Origin of the sequence: Nitrosospira sp. Nl5 (assembly GCF_900102495.1) — a bacterium.
Lineage (GTDB): Bacteria > Pseudomonadota > Gammaproteobacteria > Burkholderiales > Nitrosomonadaceae > Nitrosospira.
In genome coordinates, this window is record NZ_FMVQ01000007.1 from 77,755 (window position 1) to 99,068 (window position 21,314).

Genomic DNA, 21,314 nt, shown 5'->3' on the forward strand with positions numbered 1-21,314 from the left:
TTTTCTATCACTGCATCAGGATAGTAGCGACAAGTAGACGTTACGGTAGGCGGCGGCGCTGGAGCGCCAACTGAAATCTTTAGCCATTCCGTTTTTCATTAAACGACGCCAGACTGTTTTATTTTTATAGGTAACGGTGACACGCCGGATCGCGCTGAGGAAATTGCCGGGGGCCATATCATAGAATAAAAAACCGCTGGCGCTACCGTCAGCCACGGTGGCGGGTGTGCAATCGACTACCGTATCGACCAAACCACCCGTGGCATGTACCAGCGGGGGCGTACCATAGCGCTGGCTATACATCTGGTTCAGGCCACAGGGCTCGAAACGGGATGGCATCAGGAAGCTGTCCGCGCCAGCCTCGATCAAGTGTGAAAGGTTCTCGTCAAAGCCGATTCGTACGGCAATTTTTCCAGGATTGTTTTTTGCCAACGTTGTCAGCTCCTGCGTCAGGATTGCTTCGCCACTGCCCAGAATAGCCAGCTGCGCCGGCATTTCGATGAGCTGTGGGGCCGCTTGCAGTAACAGATCACAACCTTTCTGATGCGTGAGACGGCCGATCATCCCGAATAGGGGAATGGCAGGGTCTACGATCAATCCCAACAACTGTTGCAATGCCTTTTTATTGCCTGCCTTGGCCGCAAGATTGCCGACGGTATAATTTTTCGCAAGAGCGGGATCATCCGCGGGATTCCACTCGGTCGTATCGATGCCATTGACGATTCCGCTGAGATGCTTGCTGCGTGTTGCCAACAAACCTTGCATGCCAAAACCCAGCGCCGCCGTCTGGATTTCCCTGGCGTAGGTGGGACTTACGGTAACGATGTGATCGGAATAATAGAGCCCGGCCTTGAGGAACGACATGCTGCCGTGATATTCGGCGCCATTTATATCGAAACTGGAGGCGGGAAGCCCTAACTGCGTTAGGGTACCGGGAGGAAACACGCCCTGGAAAGCGAGATTATGAATCGTCATCACGGACGCTGCTTTTTCGCCTTGATGAAAATGCAAGTATGCTGGCACGAGACCGCTTTGCCAATCATTGCAGTGGGCGACGTGCGGACGCCAGGCAAGCGGGCTGGCGTCGCTCCCCAGAATGGCCCCTATTTTTGAGAGAAGGCCGAAACGCAATGCGTTATCTGCCCAGTCGTGCCCTGCGGCATCCACGTATGGCCCACCCTCGCGCTGGTAGAGGGCGGGGCAATCAATGACGAATACGGGAACGCCTGCGGAGGTGCCTGACGACAATCTTGCGGATAGCAGCGTTGATGGCGGAAACGGAGCCTGAGCAGTAAATTCCGCTATTTTACGTTTGTATTTCAGTCCCGTCAGTACTTGAGGATAGCCTGGAATCAGTAGGCGCGCATCCACCTTCAGTCCGCGCAATGCCGCTGGCAACGCCGCACTGACATCGCCCAGCCCGCCAGTTTTGACCAGCGGATAAACTTCCGGCGTGATGAAAAGAACGCGAAGCCCGGGATTTGATGAAACGAGCGCCATGGGTGAATCCTCAGATCATCTATTTTATGCGGCAATTATCAGTCTTTCAGGCCGCGTCATACCTCATCTGTCAGTACAGTAATGTGATGCGAGCCTTCAAGCGAAAGGACCAGTCCCGCAAGCGGTGGTAGCGTGATAACAATGGAATCCGGCAGTCCCATCCATGCTTTGCCGGTGGCGTGGATATGCCCCATGTTACCCATGTTACTGCCACCGTAGTATGAGGAATCGCTGTTGAATACTTCCTGATAAGTCCCGCCGGCGGGAACACCGATACGATAATTTGTCCGCGGTACCGGCGTAAAATTGAGAACAACCAGGGCGAACGAGTCATCGTTTGCACGGCGCAGATAGCAGATGACAGAGTTGTCGGCGTCGTGACAGTCTACCCAGGCAAAACCTTCCGGTACAAAGTCGAGCTGATGTAACGCGAGCACGCTGCTATACAGACGATTGAGGTCGCGCAAGGCTGCCTGTACGCCGCGGTGTTGTGCATACTTTAGCTGATACCAGTCCAACTCCCGGCCGGCGTTCCATTCGCGCCCCTGGCCAAATTCATTGCCCATGAAGTTGAGCTTTCTGCCAGGATACGTCATCTGATAAGTAAATAGCAGACGCAGGTTTGCGAATTGTTGCCACGCATCCCCGGGCATTTTGCCGAGCAGCGAGGCCTTGCCATGCACGACCTCATCATGCGACAACGGCAGCACGAAATTTTCGGTGTAGGCATATAATTGGCCGAAAGTCAGCTGATCATGGTGGAACCGCCGATGCACGGGATTTTCCCGCATATAGGAAAGTGTGTCATTCATCCAGCCCATGTTCCATTTCATGGAGAACCCCAGGCCGCCCACATAGGTGGGGTGGGATACAGCAGGCCACGCGGTGGATTCTTCCGCAAGGGTCAATGCTCCAGGAAACTCCTGGTGCACCATGATGTTCAGTTCACGCAGGAAATCTATTGCTTCCAGGTTTTCCCTGCCGCCATATCTGTTGGGTAGCCATTCACCTTGATTGCGGGAATAATCCAGATAGAGCATGGAGGCGACAGCATCCACACGGAGCCCGTCGAGATGAAATTCCGATAACCAGTAATGGGCGCTGGAAAGTAGAAACGATTTCACCTCGTTACGTCCGAAATTAAAAATGTATGTGCCCCAATCCTGGTGTAGCCCAATACGAGGGTCTTCGTGTTCATACAACGCCGTGCCGTCAAACCGGGACAGGGCGAATGCGTCTTGCGGAAAGTGCGCGGGCACCCAGTCGAGGATGACACCGATGCCTGCCCGATGACACGCATCGACAAAAAATCTTAAATCATCCGGTGAGCCGTAGCGGCTGGTCGGGGCAAAATAGCCTGTCGTCTGATAACCCCAGGATTCATCAAGGGGATGCTCCGAAATCGGCAGCAACTCGATATGGGTGTAACCCATTTCCCATATGTAAGGAATCAGATGCTGGGCAAGTTCACGATAAGAGTAAAAACGCCCGTCCAAGTGCCGCTTCCACGATCCGGCATGAATTTCGTAAATATTCAACGGCGCTCGTAACCAATCCCATCCCGCACGGTTTGCCATCCATCCGGCATCATGCCAGGCTGTTTCGACACTACCAGGCGTGTGCGCTGCGTTGTTTGGGCGCAACTCGTAACGCGTGGCATAAGGATCTGTTTTTAGAAGTATTTCACCGTTACCACGATTGCGTATCTCGTACTTATAGAGTGAATTGGGGGGAAGGCCGGGGATAAATAGTTTCCATACACCGCTGCAACCATGAATCGCCATCGGATGCATCCGCCCATCCCACTGATTGAAGCCGCCTACCACGCTGACCCGCTCGGCGTTGGGCGCCCATACCGAGAAACAGACACCGGCGACCCCATCGATTGCGATAGCATGAGATCCCAAAGTGCGATAGGCCTGCCGTAACCGGCCTTCGTTGAACAGATACAGGTCATGATCCGAAAGTTGCGGTAAAAAAGCGTAGGCGTCATATGTTTCATATCCACGCACAATTGCTTCCCGCGCCGCATTGTTATCCTCTACCCGCAACAGATAGGGCATGGCCGGCAGCGTTTTGCCGTGCCATTCAAAAACTCCCGCCGGATCGATTCGCGCCATCGGCTCAAAACGCCCTGCGATATTGATCGACACATTCGCGGCATGGGGATAAAACACCCTTACCAAACCACGATCATGCTCCATGCGAGCGCCGAGATAGGCGAAAGGATCATGCAGCCGCGCTGCCAATAGTAATTCCAGCAATGGATTGATTTTGACTGGCATGACGGGTTTCATCGGATTGAGCCACATCTACAGGAAGATCGGGAAGATCCTGAATCCGGCAGTTGTAGCGAACTCGCCCAAAAGGTGAAGGTCAAGTGATGTAAAAAGTTATTGCGGGTCATGGCGACGAACTAAGAATGCGTGGAAAATGAGCGGTCAACTGCCGGATTTTGGATTATAGCTTGCACGCGGGCAGGGACCGAGATCAAATTACCCATGGAAAAACATCCCCCCACATCACAACCGCAATAATGTGCATTAGCCGGAAAGAAGTGGTATAAACAGCAAGACCATCCATACGGACGACAATTCCGATGAAACAAGAAGCTGATTTACGTTTTCACAGTCAGATTACACGTAACTCCATCGCGCTGATACTCGCTGGCGGGCGCGGCAGTCGCTTGCGGCAACTCACCGACTGGCGCGCCAAGCCGGCGGTCCCGTTCGGTGGTAAATTCCGCATTATTGATTTTCCCCTCTCCAATTGCGTGAATTCCGGCATTCGCCGTATCGGCATCGCCACCCAGTATAAGGCACAGAGTTTAATTAGCCATATTCAGCACGGTTGGGGGTTTCTCGACGGGCGGTTCAAGGAATTCGTCGAGCTGCTGCCAGCTCAGCAGCGGATCGAGGAGACCTGGTACCAGGGAACTGCCGATGCCGTGTTCCAGAACCTCGATATTCTGCGCCGCCATGACCCGCAATATGTGCTAATCCTGGGCGGCGATCACGTTTACAAGATGGACTATAGCAAGTTGCTGGCCGATCACGTGGAAAAATCCGCCGATATGACAGTTGGGTGTATTGACATTCCGGCGGAGGAAGCGAGCGCATTTGGTATCATGAGCGTCAACGATGAATGGCGTGTCACCGGTTTTGACGAGAAACCCTCGAACCCTACGCACATTCCAGGCCAGCCGGGGCAGGTGCTAGCGAGCATGGGCATTTATGTGTTCAATGCATCGTTTCTTTTCGAACAGTTGGTTCATGACCATGATGAACAGCGCTCCTCCCATGATTTTGGCAAAGATCTGATTCCGTATCTGGTGCCTCGCCACCGGGTATTCGCTCACCGCTTTGCGGACAGCTGCGTTAACATGGCTTCGGGGGTGCCGTATTGGCGAGATGTCGGAACGGTTGATGCTTACTGGGAGGCTAACCTTGATCTTACCCATGTGACGCCGGACCTTAATTTGTATGATGAGGACTGGCCGATCTGGACGCATCAGGAACAATTGCCGCCCGCCAAGTTTGTATTCGACGACGATGACCGGCGGGGCCAGGCGCTGGACTCGATGGTTTCGGGTGGTTGTATAATCAGCGGTTCAACCGTGCGCCGCTCGCTATTGTTTTCCAATGTACAGGTACGCAGCTATAGCAGTATCGAGGATTCGGTAATATTGCCCAACGCGGATATTGGCCGGAATGTACGCCTGCGGCGGGTTGTCGTGGATAAGAATTGTGAAATTCCCCCCGGCTCCATGATAGGGTTTGATCCGGTGGAGGATCGTAAGCGGTTTTATGTCACGGAAAATGGCATTACGCTTGTTACCCCGGAGATGCTGGGGCAAAAAATTCATTATGTCAGATAAGCAGAAGATGAGCGCCCCAAAACCGGGAGCATAAACATGAGTAACTTAAGGCACAACTTAGGGCGTTGGAGGGCCTGATCAGGTTTACATGGAAATGCAATCAATAAATTTTGTCCTGCTGTGGCACATGCATCAGCCAGATTACCGCAATTATGAAACCGGTGAATTTATGTTGCCGTGGGTGTACCTGCACGCCATTAAGGACTATACCGACATGGTGTCCCACCTCGAAGCCCATCCTTCAATGAAGGCGGTGGTGAATTTTGTGCCGGTGCTGCTGGATCAGTTGGAAGATTACGCTGCGCAGTTCGCCCAGGGCCGGATAAGAGACCCGCTACTGCGTTTACTCGCGACGCCCGATCTGGAACGGGTCTCCACATGCGACCGTCTACGAGTGTTTGATAGTTGCTTTCGGAGCAATCATGTAACGATGATGCAGCCGTACCCTGCATACAAACATCTGCATGACATGCATGAGACGTTGCGGGGACGCGGCGAAGCTGAATTGGCCTACCTCTCCGGCCAGTACCTCGCGGATTTGCTGGTCTGGTATCACCTGGCGTGGACCGGTGAGAGCGTGCGCAGAAACAATGAGACCGTGGTGCAGCTGATGACGCAAGGCGGCGGCTTCAGTTATGCCGACCGGACCCAACTGCTCAACCTGATTGGAGAACTGATACAGGGATTGATTCCGCGCTATCGCAAGCTGGCTGAGTCGGGCCAGATAGAGCTGTCTACCACCCCGCATTATCATCCGCTCGCCCCGTTGCTGATTGACTTCTCCTCCGCCCGCGATAGCATGCCAGGCGAGAATTTGCCAATGGAAGCGGCTTATCCCGGGGGGCGAAGCCGTGTCGCATTTCATCTCGAGTCAGCCATCGAAAGTCATGTGGGGCGTTTTGGCATAAGACCGGCGGGCGTATGGCCAGCCGAGGGTGCGGTATCAACACCCTTCCTGGAAATCCTGGCGGAACACAATTGCCAATGGAGCGCCAGCGGCGAGGGCGTGCTCGCTAACAGCCTGCGCCAGTCCTATGCGGACCAACCCCTGCCTGAGCGCCGCCGCTACCTCTATCGCCCATATCGGATACAAGGTAGAGCCGATGGCGTTACCTGTTTTTTCCGCGATGAAAAATTGTCCGACATGATCGGCTTCGAATATGCAAAATGGTTTGGACGCGATGCCGCCGAGCATCTGGTGCATTCCCTCGAAGATATCGGTCGCAATGCGCCGCCGGGAGAGAATCCGGTGGTGAGTGTCATTCTCGACGGGGAAAATGCGTGGGAATACTATCCGTACAACGGTTATTATTTCCTCAATGATCTTTATGAAATTCTTGAACATCACGCTTCGATTCGCTGCACCACTTACCGCGACTATATTGCATCGATGGAGCATAACGAAGCGGTTGTTCTGCCAGTATTGGCGGCGGGTAGCTGGGTGTACGGGACATTCTCCACCTGGATCGGCGACCGGGACAAGAATCACGCCTGGGATCTGCTGTGTGCTGCCAAGCATAGTTACGATCTTGTCGTACAAAGCGGGCGTTTGACCGACGAAGAAAAGGCCAAAGCCGAGCGGCAGCTTGCGTCCTGCGAAAGTTCCGACTGGTTCTGGTGGTTAGGCGATTATAACCCCCCATACGTGGTATCGAGTTTTGACCAATTGTTTCGGGATAACCTGGCCAACCTTTACTGTCTGCTGAAGCTGCCAGTGCCGGTAACAGTCCTTGAGCCTATCAATCAGGGTAGTGAAAACCTCGACAGTGGAAGGCCCGAGTCGGGCGGCACAATGCGACGTGCCTCTTGAGACGGAAATACCCTAACGGGGCCTATCTCAATTTACGCGATTATTTCTGAAACAACCGGAACGGCATTCCCGCCACATATTTTTGCAAAATGGTCGCTCCGGACGGACGACGCGGGGGGTAAACGTAAAATTGGGCTCCGGCTGCGGTGACGTCGCGTTCGTAAGCGTCTCATAAATCTCCGGCGAGCGTTTCTTTTCGAGGGTAACTCGATGTCCCAGTCCATCTCCCTGCTTTTCGGGGTTCATGCTCACCAGCCTGTTGGTAATTTTCCGGAAGTTCTGGCCGATGCACATCTGCGCTGCTATCGACCGTTCCTGCATGTACTTTACCGTTACCCGGATTTCTGTTTCGCGATGCATATTTCCGGCTGGCTCCTGGATTATCTCGTTGATAGCTACCCTGAAGATATGGCGTTGCTGCGGGAAATGGTGACACGGGGACAGGTTGAGTTGTTCGGGGCAGGTGATACCGAGCCGGTGCTGGCGGCGATACCCAACCGCGACCGAATCGGACAAATACAGACTTTTTCCAATAAGCTGGAAATGAAACTGGGGCAGCGCCCCCAAGGTGCCTGGCTGACAGAGCGCGTGTGGGAGGCAACGGTGGTTCCGGCGCTGGCGGACTGTGCTATCCGCTACGTCATCGTGGACGATTATCATTTTCTCTGTGCTGGCAAAACCACGGCGGAATTGAATGGTTATTTCACCACCGAGGAGGATGGGCGTCGGCTCGACCTATTTCCCATCTCTGAAGCACTGCGTTACAGGCTGCCATTTTCTCCGGCCAGCGAAGTGGTGACTTACATCGAATCTCTGGCTGAAAACGGCGCAGCCGGCGACGGCAATGCCGCGATTTATTTTGACGACATCGAAAAATTCGGGATCTGGCCGGAAACCTACCAATGGGTATATGAAAAGGGCTGGCTCGATAAGTTCGTTCAAGGGGTTTTGTCCTCGCCCAAAATTCACACCCAGCACTATCGCGATTATCATGCTGCCGTAAAAACCCGCGGCATAGTGTACTTACCTACTACGTCCTATATCGAAATGAACGAATGGACGCTGCCTGCGCAGCCCGCGAATGTATATGCCGAGCTGGTGCGGCAGGCCAAGACAGGCGGCTGGTATGAGCGTGACAAGGCGTTCCTGCGCGGCGGTATCTGGAAAAACTTTTTCTCACGCTATCCTGAATCCAACTGGATGCACAAGCGTATGCTGGGCCTTTCCGCACGGCTCGCTGCCTTGCCGGAATGTCAGCGCAGTGCGGCAATGCAGCATAAACTCTATGAGTCCCAGGCTAACGATGCCTATTGGCACGGTTTGTTCGGCGGGTTGTACCTCCCCCATTTGCGGCGGGCGGTATATCGAGCGATCGTCGAACTGGAAGCAATGCTGGATGCCTGCGTGCCGCGTCCGGCACGATTTGTGGAAGATACCGATCTTGACGGCACGGAGGAAATGTATTTACAGAATGGCGTGATCCAGGCCGTAGTGAAACTCGACGGTATCGGCAGTGTTTGTGAACTTGATTCCTATGCAATGAAGCATAATTTTGGCGATACATTGCAGCGCCAGCCAGAACATTATTATCATAAAATTCATCGAAGCGGGAACGACGCGCAAGGGCACAGCGGTGCGGGCATCGCCTCAGCACACGAGCGAGTCAACTTCAAGCAGAAAATAGATGCTGTGGATATGGAGGCTGACGAACATGCGCGCGGCCTGTTCGTGGATCGTCTGAACGGCACTCTCGTAAGCTATTGGCATGAACCGTGCGTAGCGGATGGAGCGTGTTTCCGGGCGGATGTGTTTCCGCTGCATATTAAGAAAAGCTTTGAACTTGCGGATAACCGGCTGCATGTAGCGTATCGTTTCGCCGGCGAAGTGGAAGGCGTGTTCCGTACCGAAATCAACCTTGCCATGCCGAGTTGCGGGGGCTGGAGCGGACGCTACATTCATCAGGGTCAAATCCCCGGCGGTTTCGGTCAATTACTTGAATTATCCGCCATGACCGATATCACGCTGGATGACGATGAGCTGGCTGGAAGTGTTGTACTGCATGTCTCATCTCCGGCAACATTGTTCGCGCAGCCGTACTATTCCGTATCACAGTCGGAAGGCGGATTCGAGAAAATCATGCAGGCAGTAACATTGCAGTTGGAATGGCCGCTGATACTGGGAGAATTGTCCGTTACGCTGGAGTTCAATACGAAAGGAAGCCATGGGGAATAACCGTTGTAAAGTTTCAATAGCGGTTGGAATGGCATCACTAGCTTTTACCCGTGGATAAATTTGTCTCCATTTTATGCCGCTCGCAGCATTATGCTATGCCTGTTGCTAGCCCGTCGCGATGAGGCCTCCACGTACGCTTGTCTCCGCTCTTAAACCTTAATAATAGGGTGGTTACTGGCGATAGAGTTGTAGTGGTGCCCGTAAATTTTCTGGTAAAATCGCGGATTCTCCAAGAGCCAAGCAAGGATCCGCCATGACCTATGTAGTAACTGAAAGCTGTATCAAATGCAAATACACTGATTGCGTGGATGTATGCCCGGTGGACTGCTTTCGCGAGGGACCTAATTTTCTGGTGATCGACCCGGACGAATGCATAGACTGCACGCTGTGTGTGGCTGAATGCCCGGTGGAAGCAATTTTTGCCGAGGACGATGTGCCGACGGATCAACAGCATTTCACGGCGCTCAACGCCGAATTATCAAAAGCCTGGAAACCGATTATCGAGAAGAAAGATGCGCTGTCCGACGCCGACGATTGGGCAAAAATAACAGGCAAGCTGGACAAACTGGAACGATGACCCGGCAGCGGTAGCTTGTCCCGCCGCATGTCTTCCATTCCGAAATTTCCGCAGGTTCTTCTCACCGATATTTTTGCGGACCTTGCCGCCGGCCCCACAGCCGGGGTTACCGTACTGACTCCCAACCGACGGCTCGCGATTGCCCTTAAGCGCGAGTTCGACAAAACCCAGGCTGCCCGAGGGATCGTTATCTGGGGCGCGGCCGATATCCTGCCGATTTCCGCATTCGTCGAACGCGTGTACGAAGATGCGCTTTATTCCAGACCGACGCATGCGTTACCCATGTTGCTTACTCCCGCCCAGGAACAGATCCTGTGGGAGGATGCCATTAACCATTCGGATACGGGTCCAGCGCTGCTTGCTGTCGCGGAAGCCGCACGGCTTGCCCGCGAAGCGTGGCAGCTCGCCCATGCATGGTATCTCGTTCCGCAACTCGGAAATTTCGCTCTAAATGAAGATGGCAAAGCGTTTCAGGACTGGTCGCAGCGCTACGAGCAAGCCACCAGGCGCGCGCTGCAAATTGATCAGACTCGTCTTTACGATCTGGTAACCGGGCTATGTGAGCATGGAGCCGATAAACCGAAGCGCGTCGCCTGCTATGGTTTCGACATTATTACGCCGCAGCAGGCGGCGCTGCTGAGCAAACTTGAAGAAGCCGGCTGCGAGGTGATGCTGACGCGTCCGCAGTCGCAGCTTCAGCCGCGTAACGGGGGTGTCCGGCGCATGCCATGTCATGACAGCGGTGACGAGATTCGTCGCGCGGCGGTGTGGGCGCGGACCCGAATAGAGGCTGATAGCGAGACACGTATTGGTATCGTTGTCCCGGGATTTTCACGGCATCGCAGCATGATTATGCGTATTTTCGGTTCCATCATGGAGCCGGATATTCAGCGATCGCTACCGGGCGCCGCGAAGCGCATCACGCCGTTTAATGCGTCGCTCGGCATGCCGTTAAGTTCGTATCCTCTCATCGGCGTAGCGCTAATGGTGCTCGAGCTTGGCGGCCGAGAGATCGAATTCGAGCATGCAAGCCTTTTACTCCGATCGCCTTTTCTCGGCGGTGGTGAGACGGAAATGGCCGATCGTGCGCGACTCGATGCGCAGTTGCGCAAACGTGCCGAGCCTGCGATTACGCTCGAACGGTTGCTCGTCCTGATCGAGCGTGAACATGGCGGCGCGAGCTGCCCGATTCTGGTGCAAGCGCTGTCCGCTCTTGCGGAGTTTCGGAAAGCAAGGCTGTTCGGCTCGCAACCGCCATCAATGCTCGCCAGGGCTATTTCCGAAGCCCTGCGGATCGTTGGTTTTCCTGGCGAACGCGAGCTGGATTCGTCTGAATATCAGACGCTGAGAAAATGGCAGGAAGTTCTCGCCGAGTTCGGGGGCCTCGGCCGCGTTGTGCCACGCACCGGCTACAGCGAAGGGATATCGCGTCTACGCCGCATGGCTGCGGAGACTCTGTTCCAGCCCGAGACGCCGGATGTCCCGATCCAGATACTGGGCGTATTCGAAGCCGCCGGCATGCAGTTCGATCACCTTTGGGTAATGGGATTATCCGATGAAGTATGGCCGCCGCAACCGAGTCCGAATCCATTTCTACCCATCGAACTACAGCGGGCGGCGAAGTTGCCGCAGGGCTCGGCGGTTGCGTCGCTGGAACTTGCGCAGCGGCTTACCGATGGGTGGGTGTCGAGCGCGGATGAGATTATCCTCAGTCATCCGCGGCACGGCGATGATCGCGATGCCCGCGAATTGATGCCTAGTCCACTGATCGCACCCATTGCTGTTCGTGAGCTCATATTGCCTGTCCACGCAAGCCACCGCGATCTTGTTCATGGCGCGGGCCGGCTTGAGTACATCAATGATGACAAGGCACCGGCACTTGATCTCCCTGGCGGAATAAACGGCGATGTCAGCGGCGGCACCGCAGTGATAAAAGATCATGCCGCTTGTCCATTTCGTTCGCTGGCGGTACATCGATTCGGCGCGGAAAGTATCAGAACTCCCCGGGCGGGGCTTGATGCGATGGAGCGCGGTATACTGGTGCATCATGTGCTCGCACGAACATGGAGCCAGCTTGAGACCAAAAGTGCGCTTGACGCGATCAGCGAGGACAGCCTTGAAGCGATGCTCGCGCACGCTGCGAAAGAGGCGATTGCCAGCATCCAGCGGGACCGCCCGATAACGCTTTCAGGACGTTTTGCACAAATTGAACAGCGACGCCTGGTGCGATTGGCGCGTGAGTGGCTCAACGAAGAGAGAAAGCGGGATGATTTTGCGGTGACAGCCATCGAGAATAAACGCAGCATCGAGATTGGCGGGCTCACATTGTCGACGCGCCTCGATCGTGTGGATGAATCCAGCGATGGACGCCGCCTCATTATCGATTATAAGACCCGGGCGCCATCGGTAAACGCCATGCTTGGCGCTCGTCCGGAGGAACCCCAGTTGCCCTTGTATCTCCTTGCCGCCGAGCCCGACGCTGTAGCAGTCACATTTGCCCAGGTCAAAAGAGGCGACATGCGGTTTGCCACGCTTGCGCGCGATGGCGACTTGCTGCCCGGAGTGAAAGCGTTTGGCGAATCCCGCCTGGGTGACAGGTATGGTTCGTGGGAGGAGCTGGTTGATGCCTGGCGCACTGATTTCGCTGACATCGCCGCCAGCTTTGCCAGCGGAGACGCCCAGGTGGATCCCAAACAATTTCCCCACACTTGCCGCTATTGCGATTTGCGGCCATTCTGCCGCATCGACGAGCGAATCGAGTGCGGGCTTCCGGAACAGGAAGACGAGGAATGAACAGCGCTTCGCTTATGCCCCCTATCTCCTCTACACCTCTCGCACCGGATTTCGCCGAGCGCCGCCGTGCTCTCGATCCCGAACATTCTTTCATTGTCCAGGCGCCTGCCGGGTCGGGCAAGACGGGACTTCTGATTCAGCGCTACCTGACGCTGCTGGCGGCGGTCAATGAGCCGGAAGAGATCGTTGCGATCACGTTTACCCGGAAAGCGGCGGCAGAGATGCGCGAACGTGTCATCGCGGCGCTTGCGCAAGCGGGCAACACGCTTAATTCGTCCACAACTTCCGAGAGCAGCCATGAGAAACTCACCTTCGCGCTCGCTGATGCTGTCTTGCGCCGCGATATCCAAGCTGGCTGGAATATCGCCGGAAATCCGGCACGATTGCGTATTCAAACTCTCGATTCGTTGTGTGCATCCTTGACACGCCAGATGCCAATGCTATCGAAATTCGGCTCGCAGCCGGAAAGCATTGAGGACGCGTCTGATTTATATCTTGAAGCGGCGCGCGCAACCATCGACCTGGTTGACGAAGACGATACTGTGGCGCAAGACATCCAGCGATTACTGGAGCACCTCGACAACGATGTGGCCCGCGTCGAAACATTACTTGCCGAAATGCTGGCGCGGCGGGACCAGTGGTTGCGCCATATTCATGGTAAAGATCGTGAGGAACTGGAAGGGGCGTTGGGAAATGCGCGCCATGAGGCACTCGACCGCCTGTGCGGTCTATTCAGACTACATGTTACCTCCACGCAAGACGAACTGATCGCGCTCGCAGCATATGCCGCCAGCAATTTATCCGCTGCCAGCGGGAAGATGCCTTCCGTGGCGGATGAAGGACGCGGTGCATGCAGCGCGTTGCCCGGAGATGCGGAACAGGATGTTGCGGGCTGGCATGCCGTTGCCGATCTGTTGCTCACAAAAAAAGAAGGCAACTGGCGCAAGCAGCACACGGTCAGCGACGGCTTTCCATCCGGTAATACCAGGGCTGAAAAAGTAGTCGCAAAGTCCTGGAAAGAAAGAGCGCTCGCTTTGATCGACCTGCTGGCCAAAAACGACGGCGATACGCTACGCCAGGCGCTCCACGCTATTCGCCGCCTGCCGCCGCTAACTTATACGGAAAAGCAATGGGAAGTGCTCGGCTCGATCACGCGGCTTCTACCGCGCGCGGTCGGACAGCTCAAGCTTGTATTTCAGTCGCATAACAAGGTGGATTTTACCGAGGTTGCGCAGGCTGCCCTGCGTGCGCTCGGCGAACCCGAGATGCCTACCGATCTCGCGCTCGCCCTCGACTACCGCATTCGGCATCTATTGATCGACGAGTTCCAGGACACATCGATCAGTCAGTATGAATTGGTCGCCAAGCTTACCGCCGGATGGGAGCCGGGAGACGGCCGAAGCCTGCTGGTAGTCGGCGATCCGATGCAATCCATCTATCGTTTTCGCGAGGCCGAGGTCGGCTTATTCCTGCGCGCCCGCACGCTGGGGATTGGCAACATCACATTACATCCGCTTTCTCTTTGCGCAAATTTTCGATCGCAGCGCGGTATCGTGGAATGGATCAATGCCACGTTTGCGCAAGTGATGCCGGAACGGGAAAATATCGCCCTCGGTGCAGTGTCTTATACGCAGTCGGTCGCAACGCACGACTTACTCCCAGGTGCGGCAGTCAGCGTGCACCCTTTTTTCAATAACGATCATGCAGCCGAGGCGGTGAAGGTGGTGGAGATAGTCCTGCAAACGCGGCAGGATGATCCGTCCGGCACAACGACAACCGCAATTCTGGTGCGCAACCGTAGTCATCTTCATGAAATCATACCTCGGCTCAAGGAAGTCGGCATTCGTTTCCGCGCGATCGAAATTGAAGGACTGGGACGCCGGCCGGTGGTGCAGGATTTGCTGGCACTCACCCGCGCACTGGCGCATCCCGCGGATCGATTGGCATGGCTGGCGTTGCTACGCGGGCCGTGGTGCGGCCTCACGCTGGCGGACATTCACGCACTTGTTTCAACGCATGGTGCTTCCGTTCCTGGCGATACTGACGATGCAGTCGCAATGGATAAAGAGGGACGAAGCGCGGGAGAAAATAATCGAACAGTTTGGGAGCTGTTGAATGATGACACGCGCATGGCGATGGTCTCCACCGATGGCTACAGCCGCCTGCTGCGCGTGCGCGAAGTGCTGAAGGATTGTATCGATAACCGCTGCCGTCAATCTTTCCGGGCGACTGTCGAGGCAGCATGGCTTGCGCTGGGAGGCCCCGGTTGTGTGGAAGACGCGACGGACCTTGAAGATGCCGCAGTCTACCTTGATTATCTTGAAGCGCACGAGGTGGCCGGCAGCATCCCCAAGCTTGCTGCCCTGGAGGAAGGGCTCACCGGACTCTACGCGTTACCTGACCTGGAAGCCGACGCCACCCTGCAGATCATGACCATACACAAGGCGAAAGGACTCGAGTTCGATTGCGTAATCGTGCCTGGCCTCGGCCGGCCGTCGCGCAGCAACGACAAGAGGCTGTTCATGTGGATGGAGCATCCGCGCGCCACATTATCCGTGGGAGAAAGAAATGCGGCCAACGATTTGTTGCTTGCGCCGATTCAGGAAACTGGCGCGGAGTCCGATCCCATCTATTCGTGGCTGGAGAAACTCGAAGGCGAGAAGGAGCGCTTTGAGGACGAGCGTCTGCTCTACGTTGCCGCAACGCGCGCCAAACAGCGCCTGCACCTGCTCGGCGCTACGGGCCTTGTTTCCGGTTCTGATGGCGCATTCGAGCTGCGGTCTCCTGCTGGCAAATCGCTGCTAAGCAAGCTCTGGGCCGTGGTCCAGCCGGTCTACGCGGAAGCCGCAGCAAGAAAAAACTCCTCGAATATATCTTTTATCGCTGATGGAGAACAGAATAGGGAAGGAGAAAAACACTTGATCGATCGGTCGTTGCGCCGACTGATATCCGGTTGGGCGTTACCAGCCGCACCGCCACCTATGCGGTGGAGCGCGCCGCACTGTGCCACCTCGGTGCAGGGGGAAATCGAATATTCGTGGGCCGGCGAAACTGCGCGCCGTATTGGAAGCGTCGTGCACCGCTGGCTGCAGCGCATCGCGGAAGATGGGGTAAAAAACTGGAGCGTGGCGCGGATTCAACTTTTGCGCGATACTTTCGGGTATCAGCTGGTTGCATGCGGCATGGACAGCAGCCACGGCGACATCAGTGCGGCTACCAGACGCGTAATGACAGCGCTCACCCATGCGGTGAGCGATATGCGCGGACAATGGTTGCTTGGGCCCCAGCAAGATGTCCACAACGAACTGCGGATGACGGCGGTCATCGGTGGAAAGCCCATGGATCTCGTTATCGATCGTACGTTCCGTGATGCAAATGGGCAGTGTTGGGTCGTGGACTATAAGACCAGCAGCCATGAAGGCACGGATGTGGAGGGCTTTCTCGATCGCGAGCAGGAACGATACCGTTTCCAGCTCGACCGCTACGCTGCACTCATGCGCTTGATCGACGGGCAACCCGTGAAACGAGGGTTGTACTTCCCGCTGCTAAAGGGATGGCGGGAGTGGGGCGACGAGGAGTCCAGCGATGGAAAGGTTGAAAATGTCGGCGCCAAGTGGAATCATTGATCATCAGCAATTGCCTGGTAATTTCTTGATTAAGTAATGATGCATCTGTTGCTGTGTACATTAGGAATCCTTGCGATGGTTGGGAGCGCCGCGGCCAGTGCACCCGGCGTGGCCGCCGTAACGGTACAACCGCGTCCGGAGATTGGGGCGTTTATCGGCGAGATGGTGGAGCGGCACGGATTCAAGCAGGCTGAACTTGAGAGCATTTTCGGGGGGGCGCAGTTTCAGCCGGCTATCATCAAGGCGATTTCCCAGCCGGCAACCTCCCGGCCGTGGTATGAGTATCGCCCTGTGTTCATCAATCCGCGGCGTATTGCGGGCGGTGTTGCTTTCTGGAACAGTTACGCTACGACATTGGCGCGGGCCCGCAAGGAATTCGGCATCCCGGAGGAAATCATCGCTGCGGTGATCGGCGTGGAAACCAATTATGGCACCCAAACCGGCAAACACCGCGTGCTGGATGCATTAACCACACTGGCGTTTGACTATCCAAAGCGGTCTGGATTTTTTCGGAATGAATTAGAGCAATATCTCCTGCTGGGGCGAGAGCGGGGAGCGGACATGCTCAATATCAAAGGCTCTTATGCCGGGGCGACCGGTATTCCGCAGTTCATGCCCAGCAGCTACCGGCGTTATGCCATCGATTTTGACGGTGACGGCAAGGTCGACTTATCTGGCAGCACGGCAGACGCGATAGGTAGCGTCGCGAATTATCTGAAAAGCTTTGGCTGGGAGACAGGGAAAACGATAGCGATTCCCGCCCTGGTCAGCGGCGAGAATTACCGCGAGGCCTTGTTCGCGGGAAGCAAGCCGTTGTATACAGTGGAAGAAATGAGAAAACTGGGTGTTACATCACCAGCGGATGTTCCCAGCGACCGTCAGGCCACGCTGGTGGAGTTGGCAAATACTGCCGGGAACGAGTATTGGCTGGGTTTTAATAATTTTTTTGTCATCACGCGCTACAACCGCAGCGTGCATTACGCCATGTCGGTGTTGCAACTGGCTGAAGAGATTCGTGCGGCACGGAATTCCGATTTGCGATAAAAACAAAATATTGAACACGATTGCTGGTCAACGGGACGGCAATTCGAGCAGCAGTTTATGGTTAATGTGGGGCCAAGTGTCCTCTAGGCTCCTTGCCCCTGAAACAGCATCAGCCCGCCATCCACGACAATTGTGGTTCCATGGATATACCGGGCATTTTCCGATGCCAGGAATACCGCAACATGTGCGATCTCCTCTGGCTGCGCTGCACGCTTCATCGGAATCGATTGCACCTGCTTCTTCAGGACTTCCGGGTCGTCGAGCGACGATTGGTTCATGGTGGTGAGCACCATTCCCGGCGCAATATTGTTGACGTTGATGTTTTTTTCTGCCAGTTCGAGTGCCAGCGTTGTCGTCAGGTTACGCAAGCCGCCTTTGGAGACATCGTAACCGGCCGCGCCACTACGTGGAATTTCCTGATGTACGCTGGTGATGTTAATGATCGTGCCGTGCTTGCCAGTACCATCCAGGCCACGGATAAACTGCTGACAGGTAAAGAAGGGACCATAGAGATTGGTGCGAATTATGTTATCCCAATGTTCCAGGCTCATGTCTTTGACAGGTTTTCCTGCTGCATCGACACCGGCATCATTGACCAGGATAGTCGGCGTACCCAACTGGTTCTGCACCTCCTTGAAAAAATTTTCCACCAGGCCAGGGTCGCGTACATCCAGTTGGCTGAGGTAGGCCCGGCGTCCGGTTGCTTCTATCTCGAATTTGGTTCGCTCAGCCCCTTCCTTGTCATGCAGATAGGACACCGCCACGTTGGCGCCTTCTTTCGCAAAAGCGAACGCGGTCGCTTGTCCGATGCCGGAGTCTGATCCGGTTACAATGGCAATCTCGCCTTTTAGTCTTTGTGAATCCATAAGAAATTCTCCAGGTCAAAATGTTTAAGGATTGATGGAGCAGTAAAGCTCCTCTGGTAAAAATGATTTTCTTAATTCAGTTGGCTGGCTCGTTCAACCGTCCAATGCATTTTTGTAGTCGATGACTGCGCCGATGAAAGCGGCATGGACAAAAGCTTGCGGAAAATTCCCCAGCATTTTTCCGGACTTCGGGTCCGCTTCCTCGGCGAAAAAACCGAGGTCATTGGCGTAAGTAAGCGTAGTTTCCAGAATCTGTCTGGCTCGCTCCAGATCTTTGTGCAGGATCCAGTATTGTGCAACCCATATCGTGCCGGCAACAAAAGCGCCTTCCTGGTAGCGGCCAGTCTCTTCCAGGTGCCGCCAATATAGATGTCCATCGGAATAGTCCCTCTCCAGCACCCGCATCGTGGCCAACATCTCTGGAGAATCAGGCGCTGTATATCCCCAGGTGGGGAAGAGAGCCGCGGAAATGTCCACCGGTTCGCTGCCCTGGAAAGCGGCATATGCGCCTTCGGAGTTGATACAATTTCTTGCGACATAAGCTTCGACGTCTTTTGCCGCCGCCCGCCATTTGTCAGCCTGCGACGTGTCATCAGTATAGTCAGCGATATAGCGAAGACCACAGGAAATGATGACTTTGCCGGTCGTGTATTGCCGTTTCTCATGTTCTTCCCAAATGCCATAGTCCGGTTCATGCCAATGCTCGGCCAAGAAATCCGCGATTTGTCTTACCGTTTCCCAATGCTCGCGCGTATTGTGCCGGCCGTAGATCAACTTCGCTGCCAATAGCACATTGGCAAATCCATCCAGCTGCAACTGGTTATTGGCGTCATTGCCAATACGAACCGGACGGCTTCCCTCATAGCCAGCGAGGTCAAGATGACATTCGGGCGGAGCAGGCTTGAAATCCAGAGACAAAAATGGCGGCAGCAATGGCTTGCCCGTTTCCTCCTGTTTTGAGCTGCAGATAAAGTCCAGGAAATGCCGTTCATCCGGCCCGTTGCTCCCAGCCCGTACCAACGCACTGACGATCATCCCCGCATCCCGCATCCACACATAACGGTAATCATAATTACGGTTTCCACCTTTTACTTCCGGAAGAGAGGTGGTGGCAGCGGCAATAATGCCGCCATTGGGAGCGTAGGTCAGCAAGCGCAGTGCACGCAGTGATTGTGCAACTTCCTGCTCGAAGGGGCCGTGATAAGTAATGCGCGACGTGATATCTCGCCAGTTGGCAAGGGTGGTATCAAGCCAGGATTGCACATGGGCGCGGGTTGGTGCTCCTATTGGAGCATCAACCAGAACTGCCCAGCTTTCTTCCCCCACTGGCAATGTAAGGCGGATAACCCCTTCCTCCACGGCCAGAGAATGGGAGGCGTAGAGCCATTGGTGCGTGTTAATACATATGCCGCCCGCAACCTGCCGCAAGTCGGCAGGAATTCTTGCATAATCCGGCGCTGGCATCACTGAAATGACAACAGGCCGAGGTGGAGGCGAGAACAGGCGGCAAATGCCCTGCGGCCATTCATCACCGATAGACATCCAATCCGTTACCTTGAAATCGCCCTCTTCCAGCTCGAAACGGGTTTCGAGCACCGCGCTATCTTCGAGATAGGTTCGGCCACCGGGTTTTGCGTCAGGCAAGCCGATCGTCCATGCACCACCCTTCTCCAAGTCGAGCAAGGTTGCAAACAAAGAGGGCTGGTCAAAGCGCCCTGGGCAATACCAGACGATAGAGCCATCAGTCGCCACAATGGCAGCGGTTTGCCGGTCGCCGATGACTGCAAGATCGCCAATCTCGAATTTAAGATTAGCTATGGCCATCTGTTCCCCTAATTATTTGCTGCGCGGTCTGATTGGCTGAATGCGACGACGTGATCCGCTTCCAGCCGGATGCCGATTTTTTCACCTAGTGCGTGATTGTGGTGACTGGGTACCAGTGACAGGGCAATGCCACCGCCTGGCAGGCGCAGGGTATATAAAATATCGGCCCCGCGGAAAGCTTTATGCACTACGGCAGCCTGGACGGGACTGGCGTCGTCGTGCACGATGTCATCCGGCCGTATCAATACATCCACGGGATTACCTGCCCCGCACAGTTGGCAATCCGGCGTGCATTGATGCGGGATATCGCCGGTCAGAACCCCCAGTTCGATTTCCACATGACGCGGATCCAGCATCTTGCCGGAGAGGAATACCCCCTGCCCGATGAAATTTGCGACGAAACGGTTGGCGGGCCTGTGATAGAGATTATAAGCCGTATCCCATTGCTGGATTTCGCCGCGATGCATGACGCCGATTTCGTCTGCTATGGCGAATGCCTCGTCCTGATCGTGCGTAACTAAAATAGCGGTAGCGTTCTGGCTTTTGAGGATGTCGCGTACCTCCAGGCTCAAACGCTCGCGCAGGCTTACGTCCAGATTGGAGAAGGGTTCATCCAGCAATAGCAGATCGGGTCGCGGGGCTAAAGCGCGCGCCAGTGCCACGCGCTGCTGCTGACCGCCGGAAAGTTCATGTGGGTATTTGGTCCCCGCATCGCCCAGGCCCACGGTTTGCAGCAATTCGGCGACGCGAGACGCGCGTTCTTGTTTTTGCATGCGGTGCAGACCAAAGCCGATATTGGCAACGACGGTGAGATGAGGAAACAAAGCATAATCCTGAAATACCATGCCTATATGTCGCTGCTCCGGCGGCAAACAGAAGCTGGCACGACTTATCGCTTTGCCGTTCAAGAGAATTTCGCCAGCCGATATCGGTTCAAACCCTGCAATGCAGCGCAGCACAGTCGTTTTGCCGCATCCGCTCGGCCCCAGCAGGCAGCCTATCTCACCTTTTTCCAGGGTAAACGACAAATCATTCACCACTACTTGTTTGCCGTAGGCATGGCGGATATTCTTAAGTTCGAGAAGTGTGCTCATGGCGGAAGTTCAGCTGAGGCAATTGGAGGGAGTAGTGAACGCGCTATAAAGGTGAAGGTCAATGGCGCAAA

General features: G+C 55.1%; 12 protein-coding genes. 7 read left to right on the forward strand and 5 right to left on the reverse strand.

Annotated elements, in window-relative coordinates; translation table 11 throughout:
• Positions 1 to 15 precede the first annotated feature (15 nt).
• Both glgA and glgB read right to left on the reverse strand, forming a co-directional pair.
• A complete protein-coding gene (gene glgA / locus BLP45_RS08480; RefSeq protein ID WP_090371702.1) occupies positions 16 to 1,500 on the reverse strand; it encodes a glycogen synthase GlgA in 1,485 nt (494 codons plus the stop codon).
• Positions 1,501 to 1,556: 56 nt separating this feature from the next.
• Entirely contained in the window at positions 1,557 to 3,785 is a 2,229-nt protein-coding gene (gene glgB, locus BLP45_RS08485; protein WP_256327756.1) for a 1,4-alpha-glucan branching protein GlgB, read from the reverse strand.
• Positions 3,786 to 4,099: 314 nt separating this feature from the next.
• On the opposite strand from glgB, the gene glgC reads away from it, so the two are divergent.
• From glgC to mltB, 7 genes are all read left to right on the forward strand, one after another.
• Positions 4,100 to 5,377 carry a glucose-1-phosphate adenylyltransferase gene (gene glgC, locus BLP45_RS08490; protein ID WP_090371703.1) on the forward strand — a complete coding sequence of 426 codons (1,278 nt, stop codon included), beginning with the start codon at positions 4,100 to 4,102 and terminating at the stop codon, positions 5,375 to 5,377.
• Between the two features lie 94 nt (positions 5,378 to 5,471).
• The gene (locus tag BLP45_RS08495) at positions 5,472 to 7,187 is read left to right on the forward strand and encodes a glycoside hydrolase family 57 protein (protein ID WP_090371832.1); all 1,716 of its coding nucleotides are present in this window, start codon (positions 5,472 to 5,474) and stop codon (positions 7,185 to 7,187) included.
• Positions 7,188 to 7,397: 210 nt separating this feature from the next.
• The gene (locus BLP45_RS08500; RefSeq protein WP_090371704.1) at positions 7,398 to 9,419 is read left to right on the forward strand and encodes an alpha-amylase/4-alpha-glucanotransferase domain-containing protein; all 2,022 of its coding nucleotides are present in this window, start codon (positions 7,398 to 7,400) and stop codon (positions 9,417 to 9,419) included.
• Positions 9,420 to 9,672: 253 nt separating this feature from the next.
• The gene (gene fdxA, locus BLP45_RS08505; RefSeq protein WP_090371705.1) at positions 9,673 to 9,996 is read left to right on the forward strand and encodes a ferredoxin FdxA; all 324 of its coding nucleotides are present in this window, start codon (positions 9,673 to 9,675) and stop codon (positions 9,994 to 9,996) included.
• Between the two features lie 27 nt (positions 9,997 to 10,023).
• Positions 10,024 to 12,789: a PD-(D/E)XK nuclease family protein gene (locus BLP45_RS08510; RefSeq protein WP_090371706.1), complete on the forward strand. Its 2,766-nt coding sequence runs from the start codon at positions 10,024 to 10,026 to the stop codon at positions 12,787 to 12,789.
• The gene (locus BLP45_RS08515) at positions 12,786 to 16,415 is read left to right on the forward strand and encodes a UvrD-helicase domain-containing protein (RefSeq protein WP_090371707.1); all 3,630 of its coding nucleotides are present in this window, start codon (positions 12,786 to 12,788) and stop codon (positions 16,413 to 16,415) included. Before BLP45_RS08510 ends, BLP45_RS08515 begins: the two co-directional genes overlap by 4 nt.
• Positions 16,416 to 16,490: 75 nt before the next feature.
• On the forward strand, positions 16,491 to 17,459 hold the full coding sequence (gene mltB, locus BLP45_RS08520; RefSeq protein WP_256327757.1) for a lytic murein transglycosylase B: 969 nt from the start codon (positions 16,491 to 16,493) through the stop codon (positions 17,457 to 17,459).
• A gap of 83 nt (positions 17,460 to 17,542) precedes the next feature.
• Here mltB and BLP45_RS08525 read toward each other — a convergent pair whose 3' ends face one another.
• The 3 genes from BLP45_RS08525 to BLP45_RS08535 all read right to left on the reverse strand — a co-directional run bounded on the left by BLP45_RS08525 (position 17,543) and on the right by BLP45_RS08535 (position 21,243).
• Positions 17,543 to 18,325 carry an SDR family NAD(P)-dependent oxidoreductase gene (locus BLP45_RS08525; RefSeq protein WP_090371709.1) on the reverse strand — a complete coding sequence of 261 codons (783 nt, stop codon included), beginning with the start codon at positions 18,323 to 18,325 and terminating at the stop codon, positions 17,543 to 17,545.
• A 93-nt stretch (positions 18,326 to 18,418) separates the two neighbouring features.
• Complete coding sequence (locus BLP45_RS08530; protein WP_256327758.1) at positions 18,419 to 20,149, reverse strand: glycoside hydrolase family 15 protein; 1,731 nt, start codon at positions 20,147 to 20,149, stop codon at positions 18,419 to 18,421.
• An 8-nt stretch (positions 20,150 to 20,157) separates the two neighbouring features.
• Positions 20,158 to 21,243 carry an ABC transporter ATP-binding protein gene (locus BLP45_RS08535; protein WP_090371710.1) on the reverse strand — a complete coding sequence of 362 codons (1,086 nt, stop codon included), beginning with the start codon at positions 21,241 to 21,243 and terminating at the stop codon, positions 20,158 to 20,160.
• Between the last annotated feature and the right edge of the window lie 71 nt (positions 21,244 to 21,314).